The sequence below is a fragment of the Fibrella aestuarina BUZ 2 genome, from assembly GCF_000331105.1.
Lineage (GTDB): Bacteria > Bacteroidota > Bacteroidia > Cytophagales > Spirosomataceae > Fibrella > Fibrella aestuarina.
The window spans coordinates 3,335,463-3,354,689 of sequence record NC_020054.1 but is presented as its reverse complement, the minus strand read 5'-3'; the positions used below and the strand labels follow the sequence as shown (position 1 = coordinate 3,354,689).

Below are 19,227 nucleotides of genomic sequence, written 5' to 3'. Positions count from 1 at the left end.
ATCTTCCCGCGACAATTTGCGGAACAGCGCGGTTGCCCTCGCGTTACTCTTCGTAATAGTACCCAAAAATGATTCCCATTTCGTCCTCGCTGGTCAGGCCGAATTTTACGGTCCTGTTGGTCGTGTTATTGTATGTAATCTCCGAAGTCAGGCCTTCGCCTTTGGCCAGCGTGATTGGCGTCTTGAAATTGATAATGTCGGGGTGTTCCCAATCCGTAGTGCTGTAAACGACTTCACCGTCGCGGGCGCCGCCTTTGATGCGTATGACAAACTTCGTTCCCAGTTTGTGCATGTGCGAGGTCAGCGTCAGCACCTGCCGGGTTTTAGCGGTTACCAGAAACGTCTTCTTGAACGTCATTTCCTGGCCCGCCGGGATGGATAGGCTTGTGTTACCCAGGTTCAGCGTCCGAACTACCTTGGTGACGGCGGCTTTGGGCGTGGTATAAAAGTTGAGGTACGCCTCGCCCTGCATCGTAGTCTTGCCCTTGTTAACGTAGTGCGCATTCAGGTCGACCGAGGCGTTGGCCGGAATCAGCAGTGCCGCCCCTTCCGGAAACGAGTAGTCGAGATTGGGCGACTGGCTACCCGCCAGATACACGTGGTTGCTCATTTGCAGCACCGTCGCAAAATTCAGCGAGCCATCGGCATTGCGCAGATCACGTACCTGGTTGAGTGGCGGTGCCAGCGCGGCCGACTCAAAATCGTGGGCGATAAAATGATGACTACCGGGCCGCATCGTCACCGTAAACCGGTTCACGTAGATCTCGTCGGTATTACCCACGTTCTTGCGCACAAATAGCTCCCGCTCAAAGTTGGGCGCCACGTCGAACGGATCGATTCGCAGTTGGTAACCTTGGCCAGCAATGGGCGCCTTAGGGGCCTGAAAACTCGCATTAGCCCCAGTGCTGGGCGTCTTGTCATCGAGCAGCGTAGGGTCGATCAGGTTACCGTCGGGCAACGCGCCGCCATCGATCCAGCGCCGGACAAACTCAATCTGCCCAACGCTGAGGGGATCACTGCCCAGGGGCATCGGGTTACCGTAGTTTTTGCCGGTATGGTGCGCGGCGTCGACATTCAGCTTGTGGTACAGGAGGCTTTTCTGCGACTCAAACGCTTTCACGCGCTTCAGGCCGTCGGTAAGGGCCAGTGCGTTTTTTGGGTCAACCCCGACCAGATTCTTGTAGGCTTCGCCGGCCGCCAGTACCAGCCCGTGCTGCTTGAAAGCCGCATCGTTCTCCGACGCGTGGCAGCCCGCCGTGGCGCAGGAAGGCGTTAGTATCCGATTCTGGATCAGGCCAAAGGTGGTTTGGTCAGTAGCCGTCGGCACATCGGTGGTCAGTTGTTTACTACAGGAGGCCATCAGACCAGCAACGGCAAACGCAAGAACAAGAGCTACTGGCTTTTTCATAGTAGGGTCGGTGATACGGATACTGGAGATACGGTTACCTGCCTAAAACGTCAACACAAAATGCTGTCGTGGCTGTTGACGCCGAAAAAACACCAACCCTACACCGAACAGATCAACCGTCACCTGAACCGACGGATGGTCTTTGATGGTGGCCCAGGCCTGTTCCATCTCATCCGACCAGTGAATGTCGTCGAAGATAAAGAGGGAGTCATTGTGCGCCTTTTCCAGACAACTGGTAAAATATTGAATAGTAGGCTGATACCGATGATTAGCGTCGAAAAACACGAAGTCTAAGCTGGGTAATTTTGCTAGTTCAGACGCCAAAGTTTTACTTAGGTCACCAACGACCACATCCACATGCTGATAGCCCAATTCATCAAGGTGCTTTTTAGCCTTGGCGGCAATGGCAGGGCAGCCTTCAAAGGTGACAACACGGCCGTTTGTGCGGGCGGCGGCATCGGCCAGATAAGCCGTTGTTAGCCCCAACGACGTACCCAGCTCCAGCACTGTCGTGGGCTTAAAGCGGTGTACCAGCCGATTGAGGAGCTGGGCGTACCGAACTGGTTTCTGGGCCGATCGGGCAATGTGCCCCAACTGCCGCTGTTGACCGGCCCCCGTTCGTGAGCCGGCACCGAGGTCGGTTACGTTGATGAGTTCGGTACTTTGGCGGAGTTGTTTCCGCAATTGCTCAATCGCCGTGAATGGCGTTGTGTCGGACCGAGCGCTGATAACCTCTGTGTAGAGGGCGTAGACAAAAGGCGAATGGAGACCGTGAGCGTTGCCCGCCCGCCACCAATGCCGGAGATAGGCCTTGATCAAGAATTAATTCAACTGGAACGGCACCACCATCGTGAATTCGGGCACCTGAATACGAAACTGTTTGCCGTCGATGATCCGCTCGACCAGATAGGACCCCACCATCTTACCCATGCTGGCGTGCAGGTTGCAGCCCGACACGTATTCGTGGCGCTCGCCGGGTTCGAGCACAGGTTGCAGGCCAATAACGCCTTCGCCCTCTACTTCACGCACCTCGCCGGTGGCGTCGTAGATAAGCCAATGGCGACGCAACAACTGGATGGTATGCTCACTGTGGTTTTCAATGGCAATGCGGTAGGTAAACACAAAGTGTGCCTGCAATGGGCTCGAATAGCCGTGCTGATACTCTGTTTTGACAATTACCTCAATGCCTTCCGTTACGGCAGAAACCATAAACAAAGCTCGTTTTAGACAACCTTAGAACGTAAAATAAGTTGATAAGTTTGCCAGGTCAATCGGCCTGTCGGAAATTATTTTTCCGGCTTTACTCCATTACTCCCCTACTATGAACGTTACGATCGCCGAATCCTGGAAACCCTACCTGCAACCTGAGTTTGACAAACCGTATTTCCCAAAGTTAGCCGAATTTTTACGACAGGAATACGCCAGCCAGCGGATTTATCCGCCCGGCCGCCTGATCTTCAACGCCTTCGACAAATGTAGTTTCGACGACGCCCGCGTGGTCATTTTGGGCCAGGATCCGTATCACGGTGAAGGGCAGGCCAATGGGCTCGCGTTTTCGGTCGCCGATGGTATCACGAAGCCCCCGTCGCTCATCAATATTTTCAAGGAGATTCAGGACGACCTCGGCAAACCCATCCCTAAATCGGGGAATCTGGAGCGCTGGGCCTCGCAGGGGGTGATGCTGCTCAATTCGACCCTGACCGTCCGGGCCGGGCAGGCGGGGTCGCATCAGGGCAAAGGCTGGGAAACGTTCACCGATGCCGTTATCAAGATCCTCTCCGAGCAAAAAGAGCACGTGGTGTTTATGCTGTGGGGCGCCTACGCACAAAAAAAAGGAGCCGTCATCGACGACTCCAAGCACTTGATCTTAAAAGCGAAACACCCCTCGCCCATGGCCGCTCAGTGGGGCGGCTGGTTCGGCAACAAGCACTTCAGCCAGGCCAACACGTACCTGGAAAGCAAAGGCCTGCCACCGATCGAGTGGTAAATTACGTCCAAGGTTTAACGTCCAATGTCCAACGCTTGCGGACACGCTAAGTGCGCTATCCGTAAACGTTGGACATTGGACGTTAAACCTTGGACGTAATTCTAGTTGTCCGTTGCCAGCTTATTGAGAGCTAGCTCCTGCGCAGAGATCGGCCAGATGTAGCCATTCTCAGAAGCCGCTTTAGCCGCAACCGACCCTTTGGCGGGAATGGTTTGCAGCAGCCGCACCAGATCATTGTTGCGCAGCCCTTCACCCAGGAACTCGATGTTGCGTTCCAGCAGAATAGCGTTGGTCAGCTCGGTAGCGTTGGCAAAGCTGGTCGTCGTGTAGGTGATCGCCGCATCTGACCGATTGCGAACGGCACTCAACAGGGCTACCGCCTGTGCATCTACGGAGTTGGTCGTACGCGCCCTCGCTTCAGCCAGGTTCAACAACACTTCCGAATAGCGAATCACCGGAACGTAGTCGGTGTACGGGCTAACCGTTTTGTACTTGATCAGCCAGTTCTTGGTGGTGGCACCTGTGCCCGTTTGCCGAACAAATGACCGGCGGCGATCGGTAGCCGACCAGTTGGTGTTGGCGATGATCCCACTCGGATTCAACGAGTACTCGGCCCCACCCGTACCGCCATTGCTGGCGTTAGGCTGGTAGTAGAACGCCAGCTGGTTTTGCGTACCGGGGAAGTCGCCCGCCGTGGTCGTCATCGGCATCGAGAAAATCGACTCGGTAGTGGTGAAGTTCGTGAACACCGTGGCGATGTCAGCCTGCAAGCGGTGGTTTACCCCCGTTGGCGCGTTGAAAGGCGCTGCTGGGCTTACAATCTTGTTAGCCTCCGTGACCACATCGGCATAGCGCTGCATGGTCAGATATACCCGCGTTTTCAGCGCGATAGCCGTGTTCTTATGGGCACGCGTGGTGTTTTCGCCCGTACCCGAATAGGTTTGGGGTAAACCCGTTTCCGCTTCGTTGAGGTCTTTCAGCACCTGCGTGTACACATCAGCCACCGTGCTACGCGCCAGATCAGACTGACCCGTGCCTTTGATCCCGTTCAAACGAAGGGGCACGCCGGGCTTGTTCCCATTGCCGTCGGCATAAGGCCGGGCGTAGTATTGCAGCAGGCTGTAATACGACAGCGCCCGAATCAGCTTAGCCTCGGCGATATACCGGGCGGCGACATCAGCCGGCACGATCGTAACCGGTACTGTCGCCATGCCGTCGATAAAGATGTTGCACTTGTTGATGCACAGATAAGCGGCATACCAGAGCGTCTGTACCGCGGTGGCGCTGTTGGTGGCGTTGAGGTTCCACACGTCGGCACCAGTGACGAGGTTCGACGTCTCGTTGAGGAAATTCTCGCCCCGAATGTCGCCGTAGATCAGGTAGCGGCCGCCATAGAGGTTACCATCTTTCAAGGCCGTGTACAGTGACAGCAACTGCTGCTGCACCCGGCTCGTCGTGCTGAACGACGACGCATCGGATACCGACGTTTGTGGAATGGGGGTCAGCAAGTCACGGTTACAAGCCGACGTACCCAGGAGGAATGCGCCTAACAGAGACGCTTGTACTAGTATTTTTTTCATGGTTGATGGTCGGTATTAGAAACCAGCCCGCAGGCCGATAGTGATAGTCCGGGCGTTGCCAACCGTATTCCGGTCCACGCCTTGTGAGCTCGTGCTGTTACCATTTGACGATACCTCCGGATCAGGACCGGGGTAAGCCGTCAGCACAGCCAGGTTCTGGCCCTGCACGTACAACCGTACGTTGCTCAGGCGCACGCGCTGTGCCAGGCTCGCGGGCAGGTTATACCCCAGCGATACCGTCCGCAACTTCACGAAATCACCCTTGAATACGTTGATGTCCATCGGAATAGCTGAGCCGTTCGACGTGTTGTCGCCGAATACGGGCTTGGCGTACTTCTTGCCGGTATCGCCTTCTTTCATCCAGGCGTCGGTCAGCACATCGCGGTCGTTGTTCCAGAACCGTTGGTCGTGCAGACCGGCGTTGGTGCCGTAGTAGACGTAGAAGCCAGTCTGGTAGGTCAACAGCACGTTCATGTCAAACGGACCGACGCGGAACGTGTTATCCCAACCACCGTATACTTTCGGCAATACGTTGGCGTACATAACGGCGTCGGCAGCCTGCGTGATGGCCGTACCACCCGTTGAGCTAACGTACCGGGTCCGGCCGTCAGGCGTGGTCGAGTAGTTGAACTGCCCCGCTGACGCTGGCGCGTAGAATTGGTAATACACCTTCTGGCCAGCCGCATTGACGAAAATGCGCTTGCCCGTTGCCGGATCGACACCCGCCGTTGGTACCACCCACAACGTACCCAGCGGATAGCCAACCTGCGTGCGGTTGACCGTCTCCAGCCCCGACGTACCTGTCAGGATCGACTCCAGACCGGGCGCCAATGCCGTTACTTCGTTTTTGTTGAAGGTGATGTTGAAGCTCGACGACCACGTGAAGTTGCGCTTGTTGATCACCCGTGCGTTGAGCGAAACCTCAAGCCCTCGGTTGTACATCCGGCCGACGTTTTGCGGCGGGAAAGCCACAGCCGGGTTGGCGTTCGGGCCCGGTACACCCGTCGACGGGGCCTGCGGTACGTTCAGGATCAGGTTATCGATATCGTTGTTATAATACGCCACCTCACCTGTGATGCGGTCGCTGAACAAGCCGAAGTTAAAACCAAAGTCGGTCTTGGTGCTCGTTTCCCAGCGCAGGTCGGGGTTGCCCACCGTCTGGAACGCCAGCGTAGCCAGGCCACCATACAGACCAGAACCGTAGATCGAGTAAGGCGAGTAATCACCGATACCGCCGATGTTACCCACTTTACCGTAGCTACCGCGCAGACGGAACGTGCTCACCGTGTTGCCAAGGCCACTCCAGAAATTCTCTTTAGTCAGATCCCAACCGGTCGAAACGCCATAGAACACCCCTTTCTTCTGGCCCAGTGCCGAGTACTCATCCTGCCGGACGTTACCGCTCAGGAAGTATTTCTCTTTAAAGTTGTAGTTCAACCGGCCAAAGCCTGAGAGCAGGTAGTTTTCGCCGAAGCCCATGCCGGTGGGGTTGTTGGTTACCCAACCCGCCTGAATCACATTGTAGGCCGGGTCTGATAGCGTCTGCCGGTTGATCCCGTACGATACAAACGTGCGGCGCTGTTGTTCCTGACCAACGAGCAGGCTCAGGTTGTGCGCCTCGTTGAACGACTTGTCAAACTGAGCGGTGTTGGTCCACAACCAGGTTTTGTTCCGGGCAAAAATGCTCGATGCGTTACCCTGCGACGCGTTACCATCGCTTGACTGCGGCGCCTGGAAAATATCGTTGTCGACAAACAGGTAGTCGATACCATATACGCTACGAAGCGTTATCCAGCTCAGGGGCTTCACTTGCAAATAGACACTAGCCTGAACGTGGTTGTTTTCGCTGTTCGAGCGGTTCAGATCAAGCATTGGTTGCGGGTTGGGGTACGAAATCGCTGTACCCACTACGTTTGTTCCCGTTCCGATGGCTGGCCCATTGATGTTGTACGACCCGTCGGCGTTGTAAACCGGCAGGATCGGAGGCAATACCAGACCTACCCGGCCCAGACCGCTGGTGTTAAAGGCTTCGCCGCTCAGCGAGCCCGACGTACCGGCCGACAGGTTCTGCTCATTTGAATAAGAAGCCTTACCCCCTACCGTTACAGCCTTACCCAGTTTGCTATCGACGTTGAACAGCGTGTTGATGCGCTGGAAGTCGTTGCGGCGGATAATACCCTGTTGGTTAGTGTAGCCCGTCGAGAAGTAGTAGTTGGTGTTGTCGTTACCACCCGATACGTTCACGGTATGGTTGTTCGACACGCCCTGCCGGTAAATTTGATCGTACCAGCGGGTCTCGATAGGGTTGCCGTTGGCATCGTTGGTCTGCGCGAACTTCACCGCCGACTGTGACGGGTTGTTGGCCACAGCCTGCGTTTTAAACGCAATGTATTCGCTGGCATTCAGCAACTTCGGTAGACGGTAGGCGTTCGAGAAGCCCACCCAGCCGTCGTAGTTGACTTTCACCTTGCCGGCCTTACCACGCTTGGTCGTAATAAATACGACCCCGTTGGCTGCTCGCGAACCATAAATAGCTGTAGCGGCGGCATCTTTGGCGATGTCCATCGTCTCGATGTCGTTGGGGTTGATGCTCGCCAGCGGGTTAGCCGGGGCGTTAGTGGAGCCTTGATCACCCGTATAGGTGGGGATACCATCCACGACAACCAGCGGATACGAACTAAGCGAGATGGAGTTGGTACCCCGGATACGAAATACCGGCGGGTTGTTCACCACGCCGTTTGGCACCGTGATCTGCACCCCGGCCGCACGCCCAGCCAGCCCCGATTCAAAGCTTTGGATGGGTTGGGTAGCAATAGCCGATCCCTTTACTGAGGCAATGTTCCCTGTAGTCTCTTGGCGAGTTTGGGTGCCATAACCCGTTACCACCACCTCGCTTAATTGTTGCGAGTCGCCTTTCAGGGCGATGGTTACCTCCGATTGGCCGTTCAGCGCAATTTCCTGCGAGCTATACCCGATAAAGCTGAATACCAGCCGCGCATTACGAGGTGCGCTTAATTGGAAACGCCCCTCACCATCGGTGTTGGTGCCACGCGTTGTCCCTTTTACCTGCACGCTCACCCCAGGCAGGGCAGCGCCGTCGTCTGATGAAGTGACCCGACCCCGCACGGTCATGTCCTGTGCCAGCAGTGGCAACGAGAACAGCGCGAACAGAAGCCAGCATCCCGTAAATAGTTTACTCATAGATGTACACAAGTTAAGTTAGTTGAGCGATTGATAACAGGTCAACACCCATCTGAGTAATCTTCGTTTTTGACCAATTACCCGTATTGTTCGGCCTATTCTCAATTCGCAATGCAATGATAAGGACGCTCTACGTAATGACCAATTAATATTCTGAGAAAAGTATAATTGCCCCGTATTAGCCAACATTAATTTTTCATTTAAAATATAGTACATATCCGGTAAATTAACCGGATAATGGCCATAAAATAGTATTATTACTCATAAATATATACTTACCTATTTATTCAAAAAATCATATTTCGTCATCTGTGATAGGCCAACGATTCTACTGACTTATGTCCAAAACAACCTTTTATACTATCCATCATAAGAGAGGAGTAGTCACATATTGATGAGGCACAAAAAAAACGCCGCTGATCCGATCAGCGGCGTTTTTTTTGTGCCTCGACGCTTAAGGAATCAGCCTGGCACGTACCTGCTGCGTGACGATCTGCGTATTATCATCGAGGGTTACCAGGAAGATAAATGCAATCTCGCTCGGAGTATACGGATTAGCCGAAGGGGTGGTACTAACTCCCGTAAACTTTGCCTTGAAAGCAGCCAGCGTTGTTTCAAACACGGCAGTCGTGCCGTTGCCGGCAATGGGGGCCGTGTTGATGATGGCCGAGGCCGTGTTCAACGAAGCCGCATTTACGGCCGTACCGCCACCCGCTACGCGCGTGATTTCCTTGATCGTGCGCCCGCTCGACTGCGGAATCGACAGCGTATAGCGAATCGTACCCGCCCCTGCCGCCGACACCTCGATATACGGGTTACCGCCAAAGGTTGTGGCTCCGGTAAACGTTACCGGCACAGCCGGGCGGTTGTCACGCACCAGCGGGCCATATTGTAGATCGTCTTTGCAGGCGAAGTTGGCCGTAACCAACGCCACCAGCAGCAAGCTTTTTATGATTGTCTTAGTCATGTGTCTCAATGATTTTGCCGTGAACATCCGTTAGTTAGCATCCCACCACACCTTCACATTTGACTGCGGGGGAGCTTGTGGGAAATTCGGGTTCCGCTGAATTTCTTCCTGAACGTATACCGCCCGAACCGGGATCGTGCCGTCAACACCCGTCGCGTTTTGTGAGCGCGTGTTGATCGACGCCGGATAACCTGTGCGGCGGTAGTCGTTCCAGAGCTCGATGCCATTGCCCGTGAAGGCGATGTACTTCTGCGTGATGATCTGGGCAATTTTCTCTTCGTTGGTACCCGTCAGCGTAGCCACCTTGGGGTTAGCCGCCAGGTACGCATCGATCTGCGCGGCCGTCAGGCCAGCCAGTGTCATCGACGCCCGGATACCTTCCGTATACAGCGCCTGCGGGTCGCCGGGTGTACCCAGCCGCAAGGCCGCTTCAGCCAGAATGAACGCCCGCTGGAAGTTCGTCAGCAGCCGCACCGGACCTTCGCCGTTTGCCCCAACGATTGCCGAGCCATAGCGCGAATAGTTGACCGGCGTTGGGTAACCACCCCGCTGTCCGTTATCGGCCGTACCGTAGTTACCCGCGGCGTTGCGCGTAAAGAAAATCGGCAACCGGGGGTCGTTCAGACTTTGCAGCAAGTTCAGGTAGCGCGTGCTCAGGATGAGGTCATCACGGAACAAGCTCACATACGTGTATTCATAACGGGGATCGCGGCTACCCACGGCACCACCAAACGCCACGTTCAGATCCTGCGTGTTCGAATTGATGTAGTTCCCGCTTTGCAGCACTTCGTTGATCACCGTGGTTGCCAGCGTTGGGTTTTTCACACTGATCGTCGACGCCAGTTTCAGGAGCAACGTACCCCCGGCGCGTCGCCAGTTAGCCAACGTACCTTTATACACCACATCATCCAACGTACCTGGCACCAAGCCAGTTGGACTACCGTTGTTGCTGTTCAGATCAGCCAGCCCTTCGCGCACCAGGTCAAACAGGCTCTGAATCCCCAGCGACTGATTGCCCTGGTAGATATCTTCCTGCTTGTCGAGACGCGGCGTCAGGTTGGTTTCGCCCAGCAACGCCTGCGAGTAAGGGATGTCGCCCCAGGTATCGGTTGCCAGCGAGAAGGTATACGCCTTCATAATTTTGGCGATACCCGTGTAAGCCCGTGCATTCGGTGCGGTATTGATGATTTGCTGGTAGTTGACCAGCGCACCACCAAAAATTTCAAACCGCCATTGGTTACCGAAATCAGCCGCCGTGACATTATACGTGTCGTAGTTGGCCGGGCTACCGGCTGCGCCCGTGAGCTGCTGCGTCACCACGGAGGCGAAGCGGTTCAGCTCATTGGCATTAGAAAACGCCGAGCCGATCAGCGATGACGATAGCAGTACCGATGGCGGCACCGCCGTGGGGTTATTGGGCGTGACGTTGACGTCTAAGAACTTGTTGCAACTACCCAGCCCAACGGCCAACGGCAGCAACAGCAATGATTTTTTTATGACTGAATTCATGGATACGAAACGATAAAGTGTTGATTACAGGGTCAGCCGCAGGTTCACGCCGATGTTGCGTGTTGGTGGCGGACCGTTCAGGTCCAGACCCTGGATGTTACCTGCCCCTTGCGTATTCACCTCAGGATCAGCAAAATAACCCGGTGCGTAGTAGAACAGATTACGCGCGCTTACGCCCAACGACACCGTGCCAAATGGCAACTTGCTCAGCAGGCCTTTGGGCAGCGAGTAGCTGAGTGACACCTCGCGGAGACGGTATACCGTAGCATCAAAGACGGCCCCTTCTGAAGCCAGGCCACCTAAACCATTCCAGTACGTCTGTGCCGGAATCTGAATGTTGTTAGGCCGGAAGGTACCATCGGCGTTCTGAATCACACCGGGCAGAATCCGGGGCTGATCGCGATCGATACCCGTTACGTACAGCGAACCAGCCGTACGGTAATCGGCCGCCGAGAACGAGAACAACTGGCCACCCTGCCGGATGTCGACCAGTGCCGACAGCACCAGCCCTTTGAACGAGAACGTGTTGGTCACGCCCAACAAGTAAAGTGGCTGCGGGCTGGCGATGATCTGGTTCGGCAAACCCGGAGCGAAGGCGCCAGACGTTGCGTTGATCACATATTGCCCGGCATACTGACCCGATGCATCGTAATACTGACCACTCGGATTGGTGCTCTGCACGCGTGGGTTACCCGTGCTCACAATCACCCCGTAAGGCTGACCTTCTACGATCGACGGCGTGATACCGATAAACCCGTTACCCGTGATCCCTGACTGCGTTACACCCGGGGCAATCGAGTTAACCCGGTTGCGGATCATGGTGTAGTTACCCGAGATATCCCATTTGAAACCCTGCGTCCGTACGGGTGTTGCCGACACCACGAGTTCCAGACCCTGGTTCTGCATATCCCCTACGTTGGTAGTACGGGTGTCGAAACCGGTCGAGTTGGAAATGGCGGCGTTGAAGATCTGGTTTGTCGACCGCGTAAAGAAGTACGTAGCGTCGAAGCTGAGGCGGTTTTTGAAGAAACCCAGGTTCAGGCCTACTTCCGATGACGTCACGAATTCGGGCGTCAGGTTGGCATTACCAATCCGGCTGCTAATGCCAAAACCAGGCACGCTTGAGCCACCAACCGTGATCGGGAAGGTGATGCTGGCCACGTTGTTGCCATAGCCCGACTTCGCATACACTGAATTCAGCAGGTACGGATCGGCATCGCGGCCTACCCGCGCTAAAGCAGCACGGACTTTCACATACGACAGAATGTCTGACTGAATTTTGAACGCATCAGTTGGCACGAAGCTTACCGACGCCGACGGATAGAAATACGTGTTGTTGGCTACCGGCAGCGTCGACGACTGGTCAGCACGGCCCGTCAGTTCGAGGAACAGGTAATCGCGGTAGTTGAACGAAGCCTGGGCATAGTACCCAACCAACCGACGCAGGGTGGTGTTCTCACCTGAACTGGTGAATACCGACGCGTTGCTGGGGTTCAGGAAGCCTGGAATCGTCAATTGCTCGCCAACGACAAACGTATTCTGGGTAGTACGCTGGTTGATGTTATGACCCAACAGCGCCGTTACGCCCAGCCCTTCCACAAAAAACCGATTTGTGTTGGCCCGCAGAATAAGGTCGCCGTTCAGCTCAGAGCGGAAGAACTGATCGTTGGTAACCGACCCCTGCGGTGCCCGCGACGACCCGATGTTCGACACGTCTTTGCGGCGATCTGTGTAGGTATCGCCCGTTACCCGGTACGAGACATTCAACCAGCTTTTGATGTCGTAGCCCACCGTGAAGTTTCCGAAGAAACGGTCAAGCTGGCTATCGAGCGTTACGTTGTTGAGCGACCAGTTCGGGTTAATGATCGTCGTGTTGAAATAAACGCTCCGGCCCGTATTCGGATCGATAAACGGCTCATTTTCAAGATCGTAGCTCCGCGGAATACGCGTCAGCTGCCCGAAGGCGCTACCACCGTTACCCAGGGCTGTACCTGTTTGCGTCGACCGCACATAGTTGGCATTGGCCTGGATACGTACCCCGTTGTTGAGCTTCGTCTCACCGTTGATCTGCACGTTCGTCCGGTTGAACTTCGACGTCGGGATAATCCCGCTTTGTGAAGCGTTACCGAACGACAGCAGGAAGTTGCGGGTTGCATCGCCCCCGGCAATACTGGCGGTGTTCTGGAAGATGCTGCCCTGCTGGAAGAAGTCGCGTACGTTGTTCGGATACGCCTGATAGGTACGTTGCTGCCCCTGCGTGTTGGTGTAAGACGATCCGCCTGAGATGGCACCGGCCGCAAACGACGGCCCCCATGAGTTGGTTGAGTTGTTGATAAACAGGTTGTTGCTACCCTGTCCGTACTCATTCTGGAAACGGGGCAGACCGTATACGTTCTGCGTGTTGTATGACGACGTGAGCGTTACTTCCGTTTTATTGTTCTGATTCCGGCCCGTCTTCGTGGTGATGATGATAGCACCCGCCGACGCCCGTGATCCATACAGAGCAGCAGCCGCTGGCCCTTTCAATACGTTGAGCGACTCGATGTTCTCCGGGTTGATATCGGCCAGGCGGTTCGATGATTGTGCCTGAAACAGCGTGTTACCCGTCACGTTTACGTCGTTCGAGAAGATAATTCCATCGACGACCACCAGTGGCTGGTTGTTGCCGTTGAACGACGTCACCCCCCGGATGTTGATGTTCGTCGAAGCACCTGGTGCCCCCGATTGCGTGTTGATTTGGACACCGGCTAGCTTACCCTGCAACGTATTCAACAGGCTCGGCTCAGACTTCTGCGTGATCTGGGCGGCGCCTACTTCCTGGGTAGAATAGCCCAATGATCGCTTGTCGCGCTCGATACCCTGTGCCGTAACAACAACCTCATCGAGGTTTTGCGAACCGGCCGTTAGCACAACGTTGATGGTTGTCTGGTTGCCAACGGTAACTTCTTGGTTGCCGTAACCAATAAAGCTGAAAATGAGTCGGCTACCGGTTGGCACGCTAAGTTGATACCGACCATCGGCATCGGTTGATGAACCACGTGTCGTTCCGCGTACCTGCACACTCACGCCCGGAAGCGGTGAGTTGTCGTCTGATGAAGTGACCTGGCCCCGAATGGTGATGTCCTGTGCCAATAACGGCCCGGCCAGGAACATCAGCAGCAGCCAGCATTTTGATAAAATTCTGTGCATTGTTGCGCTGAGATTAGATTATATACTTTTTCCCCGAAAAGGGAGGGCAAAAATAGGGTCAATGGTATGGATTATAGCTGCTCCGCCCAACAATTAAGTTAATAAAATAACAAAACGCATGTACTTAGAATTTCTGTTAAGGATAAAAACACAAACACCCGCCATGGCGGGTGTTTATAAATACTCAGTTATGATAAATGAATCCTTTACCAACTATTGCCGGAAGGAGTACCCGACCCGCATGTAGTTACGACTCGGCTTAAAATTCGTACTGGTACTGTCGATGACCAAAATCAGGTTACCGACGGGTGCAGTTGAACTCGTAGCTCTCGCTACGGTAAGTGTCACACCAGCGGTATTTGAATTGGGCGCACTTGTCGAAAAAGTGGCCACCCCACCATTTGACAGTGTGTAGCTCGATGCGGCGGCTGTCGTAGACGGATCCACCAATACTCGAACGGGCACATCGCTACCGGGTTTACGACCCAGCAGGTTAACTTGTACGGTAACTGAGTTACCGGCTGTCACGCTATTGGTCACTGAAAGCAATGGGTACGTCCGGCCGGCACTAGCCGCGTTGACCACAGCAGGCTGAAACTCAACCAGTGGTGTTTGGGGGTCAAAAACTTTGTTGAGATCGTTGTTGCAGGCGTAGACGCCTAGAAGGGCTACGGCGCTCAACGCGAAACTGATGATTCTTTTCATTGATGATATGAGTTTGGGTAACCACCGCCATCCGTTAACAGCGGTGGTTATCAAGTCTTAGTAGCCGAAGTTCTGCCGGATGTTCTTGTTCGTCGACAGTTCGTTGACCGGAATGGGAGCCAGTATGCGGAAGTCAGTGTAAGCTAGACCGCTACCTTGAGCAGCTGCTTTCACCACATTTTGGCCTGTACGCTTCAAGTCAAACCAGCGATGACCTTCGAAACCAAATTCGAGACGGGCCTGCCGGTAGATCTCAGCCAGTAACGGTGCTCCCGTTATAGTAGCCGGGAAAGCCGGTAACCCTGAACGTACCCGAATCACGTTCAGGTCTGCAAGCGCGTCGGCTGTATTACCCAGGAAGTAGTTGGCTTCGGCCCGGTTCAAGTACACTTCCGAGATCCGAATCACCGGTACGTTATCGAGATTAATCGTGCCATTCTTGCCCAGAAACTTGGTTGTTTCGATAAAGGCAGTCCCCCGGCCAGTCGTTCCCAGTTCATACAGTTGACGACGAATATCGAGTACGGCGCCCGTTGCGCTTTTCTCGGCTTCAAGGTCAGCAATGAACGCGGTTGTCGGCACCAAGTCACCGAAGCCGCCCGTTGTTCCACGATCGCCTAGCCGCACCAGCGTGGTGTATGTCGTTTGCAGCGACGTATTCACACCAATGTTCTCAGGAGTGGTATACTGAATCTCAAATAGGGATTCAGGGTGGCGCGGTGCACGCCAGCCACTAACGTACGATGAATTGTCAGACAGCTTAATTGAGCCGGCGATGGCATCTGTTGCATATTTCACCGCCGTAGTGTAATCCTTGTTGTACAAGGCAACCCGCGAGAATAGCGCCTGCGCCGCCTGACGGTTGCCATAGGCTGGGGCTGAGGCGTTTGTTTTAGCGAATGTGCTGATCGCACTTTGCAGATCGGTATATATCTGCTTGTATACGTCGGCAATAGCCGGGCGTTCAGGCAGCGTGATTTTACTCTGATCGGCAACACCAGTGAGCAGCAACGGTACGCCACCCCGATTTTGTGCAGGCACCTCTACACCCGGCTCGTATGCGTAAGCCCGCATTAAGTCATGGTATAACAACGCCCGCAGGAAATAGGCCTGTCCTTGTGAACTGTTTCTCCGCGCCGTGTCGGCGGCGGCAAACGTCAGCGTGCTGATGTTATCAAGAATCAGGTTGGCCTGGTTGATAGCAAAATATGAAGTGGCCCAGTTGCCAAACGTCGCGCCCGCTACGTTCCGGTTTTCGTTGACTAAACGACCCGATTTATTCGTAAATTGAGCATTGTCGCTCAACGCTTCTGAAACAGCCAGAAAATCACGGCCATACAGAATCGTCGATTGGAGCCGTTCATAAATACCATTAACGGCAGCATCAAGACCCTCTGGTGTAGTCAGCGCCGTTGCCAAATCAGCAGCCGACCGGGGCTTCACGTCAAGAAGCGCGCTGTCTTTACAAGCCGTAACAGCCAGTACACTTGCTGCCAGCAGACTCGTCGACAGGATGAATTTATATGTACGCATAGCGTTTGAAAGCTGAAAGTCTAAAAATTAGAACGTTAAGTTGATACCCGCCTGATACGTTTTCGAGTTAGGAACCAGCCCACTGTTACCGTTACCGAAGTTCAGGAACTCGGGGTCATAGCTCGACCAGTTGGTCCAGGTAATCAGGTTGGCACCCTGCACGTATACTCGTGCTTTTGACGCACCGATTTTGCGGCTGATCGCAGCCGGAATTTCGTAATTCAGCGTCACTTGCTTCAGGCGCAGGTACGAGGCATCTTCCAACGTACGGGTTCCGCTCAGGTTACTGATACTGTTTGCTTCAGCATTGGCGTTAAAAGCACGGGGTACGTCGGTGATGTCGCCGGGATTCTGCCAGCGGCGGTCATATGTATATTGCAAGGCGTTGAAGTTACGACCTGCGTTTTCGGCCAGGAACGACGTTTGCGAGTTAAACGACCGCCGACCATAATCGTACTGGAACAGCAGGTCGAGCGACAAGCCACCATACGTAAACGTATTGTTGAAGCCGCCGTAGAATTTAGGCTGCTCCGAACCGAAGTATTTCTGATCGCGCGGTGTGATAGGGCGGTACGTCAGGTTACCTGCGTAGTCATACCACATGGCACGGCCAGTAGCCGGGTTTACGCCAGCATAATCCGTCGTGTAGTTGGGGAGCAGCGGACGATTCAGAATGGCTGTGCGGCCAACCCCGTAGAAGTCCGTGTAACTCAGGACAACGGCGCTGTCGGGGTTATTCAACGGCACGATACCCGGATACAGCTTCGTCACCTTGTTCTGAATCGAGGTGATGTTGAAAGCCGACCGCCACTGGAACGACCCCGCTTTTATGTTGACCGTGTTGATTTCCAACTCGATACCCCGGTTCTGTACTTCACCAGCGTTCCGCGCGATCGTGCTATACCCACTGGTAAACGGCAGGTTGAAGGGCAGTAGCAGATCTTTACTGGTACGCTGGAATACGTCGACTGAACCCGTAATACGGTTATTCACAAAGCCAAAGTCCAAACCCAGGTTGATTGTCTGGTTGGTTTCCCACTTCAAATCAGGATTCGACAACTGGGTTGGGGCAAACCCGGCTGCTCCGTTATAGTCGAAACCAGGGCTAACCAGACCCAGACCCGGGAAGTTGGCAGCCCCGAACAACGAACCCAATTGGTCATTACCCGTCGTACCGAATGATGCCCGCAGTTTCAGGTCGCTTACGTACCGGTTGCCTTTCAGGAAGTCTTCTTCCGTCACCAGCCATGCCGCCGATACCGACGGGAAGAAGCCAAAGCGATTGTTAGTGCCGAATCGGCTAGAGCCATCAAGCCGGCCAATCAGACTCAAGTCATACTTCTTGTTGAAGTTGTATTTGATGTTTCCGAATACAGACCCTTTGCGGTAACCGCTCCATGACCCGCCAATCGTTTGCGGCAACGCTGCTGCGCTGGCGTATTTGAAATCAGGCGTGGGTACGTTCGTAGCGTTGGTCGAGAGGTTCTCGTTGATATCTGACCGATACTCAGCCCCTAACAACACACCTACCGTATGTTTGGCGGCAAACGTTTTGTTGTAGTTGGCCGTTACGTTGGTCAGGAAGTTTTTATTCTCGTTCAACTGATCCTGAATCCGGCCACGCACGTTGAAACCGTCGGCAGTGCGCGGGTCGCTGAAGCTACGACCGCGAATTGAGCGGTAGTCCAGACTCAGAAACGGGCGAATTACCAGGTCATCCGTTACCTTATAGTTCAGCGCAAGGCTACCTACAAACTGGTTGATGTTGGCCCGAATGTCGTTCAGTTCACTGACCTGTACGATGTTCTGGTTCAGGATGCCCGGGATCCCACCCAAGGCCGGTGTACCGTAATACGAATTATCAGCATTGTAAATAGGGACACTGGGCAGAATCAGCGGCGACGAGAACGCAGCAGCACCTAGGAACGAACCACCGTTTGGCGAACCAAACTGTCCGCGCGACGAGATCGTGCTCAACTTAAGGGTTTGCTCAATCGACACCTTGTTATTGATCTGATGCGAAAGGGTTGTGTTCAACGTACCCCGCAGGAAGTCGATGTTAATGATATTAGCCGCCTGCGAATAATATGACCCCGACACGAAAAAACGAGTCTTCTCGTTGCCGCCGTTCAGGCTCAGTTCGTAGTTATCGGTATTACCACGCTTGTAAACAGCATCCTGCCAGTCGTAGGTAGGCAGCGCCGCAATCTCAGCGTCAGTCAGCGTAGTGGGCAGGCGCAGGGTCGAAAGTACCGATGACCGGGCTGCATCGGCCGCTGTACCAGCATTGACTAGGTTTTCAGTCCGTAACTTGATCCATTCCTGCGTATTCAGGACGTCAAGTTTCTTGATGGGGTCTGAGATACCTTTATAATAGTTCAGCGAAATCTGGGTCTTCCCAGCCTTCCCACGTTTGGTCGTCACGAGCACGACCCCATTAGCCGCCTGTGAACCATAGATTGAAGCCGCCGCAGCGTCTTTCAAAATCTCGATACTTTCAATGTCGTTCGGGTTCAGGAACGCTAGCGGGTTGCTGCTCGTAAATGACGAGTTGTTTGTTGAGTTCAATTGCACACCGTCGACAACATATAGCGGGTCGTTACCGGCCGAGATTGAACCGATGCCCCGGATACGTACCTGAATAGCACCACCCGGCACCCCATTGGCCGACGTCACCTGCACACCTGCTGCCCGGCCGGCCAGCGCCTTATCGAAGCTACCAACCGGGAGGTTGCTGATGTCTTTGCCGCTTACTTTCGAACTAGCCCCTGTAAACTCCCGGCGGTTGACTGTTCCGCCATAACCCGTGACTACCACCTCGCTCAGGTTAGTGGCATCAGACTGCAACGTCACGTTGATTGCCGTTTGACGGGCAACCGCTACTTCCTGCCGGATGTAGCCAATAAAGCTGAATACCAGCCGACCGTTGGCCGGCACGCTGATGCGATAATTCCCCGAAGCGTCTGTCACGGTTCCGCGGGTAGTACCTTTTACTTGTACGCTCACCCCAGGCAGGGAAGAGCCGTCGTCTGATGAAGTGACCCGGCCACTCACGGCTACGTCTTGGGCCAGCGCAGGCAGGCAAAAGAGCAGCAGTAGTAACCAACTTCCTAATAGAAGTTTTCTCATGATGAACTGAAACTAGTAT

12 protein-coding genes are annotated in these 19,227 nt (G+C 54.4%); 1 reads left to right on the top strand and 11 read right to left on the bottom strand.

All coding sequences use genetic code 11. From position 1 onward, the window contains the following. Positions 1–43: 43 nt before the first annotated feature. The 3 genes from FAES_RS13635 to apaG are packed head-to-tail and all read right to left on the bottom strand — an operon-like array spanning position 44 to position 2,617. On the bottom strand, positions 44–1,408 hold the full coding sequence (locus tag FAES_RS13635) for a monooxygenase (RefSeq protein WP_015331806.1): 1,365 nt from the start codon (positions 1,406–1,408) through the stop codon (positions 44–46). 42 nt (positions 1,409–1,450) lie between these two features. Continuing rightward, positions 1,451–2,227, bottom strand: a complete 777-nt coding sequence (locus tag FAES_RS13630) for an O-methyltransferase (protein ID WP_015331805.1) — start codon at positions 2,225–2,227, stop codon at positions 1,451–1,453. Positions 2,228–2,230: 3 nt separating this feature from the next. Continuing rightward, positions 2,231–2,617, bottom strand: coding sequence for a Co2+/Mg2+ efflux facilitator ApaG/CorD (apaG, locus tag FAES_RS13625; protein WP_015331804.1), 387 nt, complete (start codon positions 2,615–2,617; stop codon positions 2,231–2,233). Positions 2,618–2,729: 112 nt separating this feature from the next. Between apaG and ung the strand changes: the two genes are divergently transcribed. Next, positions 2,730–3,395, top strand: coding sequence for a uracil-DNA glycosylase (ung, locus tag FAES_RS13620; RefSeq protein WP_015331803.1), 666 nt, complete (start codon positions 2,730–2,732; stop codon positions 3,393–3,395). Positions 3,396–3,496: 101 nt separating this feature from the next. Here the strand turns inward: ung and FAES_RS13615 are convergent, their stop codons facing one another. The 8 genes from FAES_RS13615 to FAES_RS13585 all read right to left on the bottom strand — a co-directional run bounded on the left by FAES_RS13615 (position 3,497) and on the right by FAES_RS13585 (position 19,208). Beyond that, entirely contained in the window at positions 3,497–4,975 is a 1,479-nt protein-coding gene (locus FAES_RS13615; RefSeq protein ID WP_015331802.1) for a RagB/SusD family nutrient uptake outer membrane protein, read from the bottom strand. A 15-nt stretch (positions 4,976–4,990) separates the two neighbouring features. Then, positions 4,991–8,176, bottom strand: a complete 3,186-nt coding sequence (locus FAES_RS13610; protein ID WP_015331801.1) for a SusC/RagA family TonB-linked outer membrane protein — start codon at positions 8,174–8,176, stop codon at positions 4,991–4,993. Between the two features lie 454 nt (positions 8,177–8,630). Continuing rightward, positions 8,631–9,143 carry a hypothetical protein gene (locus tag FAES_RS13605; protein ID WP_041257862.1) on the bottom strand — a complete coding sequence of 171 codons (513 nt, stop codon included), beginning with the start codon at positions 9,141–9,143 and terminating at the stop codon, positions 8,631–8,633. A 30-nt stretch (positions 9,144–9,173) separates the two neighbouring features. After that, positions 9,174–10,652: a SusD/RagB family nutrient-binding outer membrane lipoprotein gene (locus tag FAES_RS13600; RefSeq protein WP_015331799.1), complete on the bottom strand. Its 1,479-nt coding sequence runs from the start codon at positions 10,650–10,652 to the stop codon at positions 9,174–9,176. Positions 10,653–10,676: 24 nt separating this feature from the next. Then, positions 10,677–13,841: a SusC/RagA family TonB-linked outer membrane protein gene (locus FAES_RS13595; protein ID WP_015331798.1), complete on the bottom strand. Its 3,165-nt coding sequence runs from the start codon at positions 13,839–13,841 to the stop codon at positions 10,677–10,679. A 213-nt stretch (positions 13,842–14,054) separates the two neighbouring features. Next, complete coding sequence (locus tag FAES_RS30055; RefSeq protein WP_148289360.1) at positions 14,055–14,546, bottom strand: hypothetical protein; 492 nt, start codon at positions 14,544–14,546, stop codon at positions 14,055–14,057. A 57-nt stretch (positions 14,547–14,603) separates the two neighbouring features. After that, complete coding sequence (locus FAES_RS13590) at positions 14,604–16,079, bottom strand: RagB/SusD family nutrient uptake outer membrane protein (protein WP_015331797.1); 1,476 nt, start codon at positions 16,077–16,079, stop codon at positions 14,604–14,606. A gap of 27 nt (positions 16,080–16,106) precedes the next feature. Further along, positions 16,107–19,208 carry a SusC/RagA family TonB-linked outer membrane protein gene (locus tag FAES_RS13585; RefSeq protein WP_015331796.1) on the bottom strand — a complete coding sequence of 1,034 codons (3,102 nt, stop codon included), beginning with the start codon at positions 19,206–19,208 and terminating at the stop codon, positions 16,107–16,109. Positions 19,209–19,227 lie beyond the last annotated feature (19 nt).

Excerpts from the sequence above, each read along its gene's own strand:
- FAES_RS13635 (WP_015331806.1), bottom strand. The coding sequence starts at position 1,408 with ATGAAAAAGCCAGTAGCTCTTGTTCTTGCGTTTGCCGTTGCTGGTCTG.
- apaG (WP_015331804.1), bottom strand. The coding sequence starts at position 2,617 with ATGGTTTCTGCCGTAACGGAAGGCATTGAGGTAATTGTCAAAACAGAG.
- ung (WP_015331803.1), top strand. The coding sequence starts at position 2,730 with ATGAACGTTACGATCGCCGAATCCTGGAAACCCTACCTGCAACCTGAG.
- FAES_RS13615 (WP_015331802.1), bottom strand. The coding sequence starts at position 4,975 with ATGAAAAAAATACTAGTACAAGCGTCTCTGTTAGGCGCATTCCTCCTG.
- FAES_RS13610 (WP_015331801.1), bottom strand. The coding sequence starts at position 8,176 with ATGAGTAAACTATTTACGGGATGCTGGCTTCTGTTCGCGCTGTTCTCG.
- FAES_RS13605 (WP_041257862.1), bottom strand. The coding sequence starts at position 9,143 with ATGACTAAGACAATCATAAAAAGCTTGCTGCTGGTGGCGTTGGTTACG.
- FAES_RS13600 (WP_015331799.1), bottom strand. The coding sequence starts at position 10,652 with ATGAATTCAGTCATAAAAAAATCATTGCTGTTGCTGCCGTTGGCCGTT.
- FAES_RS13595 (WP_015331798.1), bottom strand. The coding sequence starts at position 13,841 with ATGCACAGAATTTTATCAAAATGCTGGCTGCTGCTGATGTTCCTGGCC.
- FAES_RS30055 (WP_148289360.1), bottom strand. The coding sequence starts at position 14,546 with ATGAAAAGAATCATCAGTTTCGCGTTGAGCGCCGTAGCCCTTCTAGGC.
- FAES_RS13590 (WP_015331797.1), bottom strand. The coding sequence starts at position 16,079 with ATGCGTACATATAAATTCATCCTGTCGACGAGTCTGCTGGCAGCAAGT.
- FAES_RS13585 (WP_015331796.1), bottom strand. The coding sequence starts at position 19,208 with ATGAGAAAACTTCTATTAGGAAGTTGGTTACTACTGCTGCTCTTTTGC.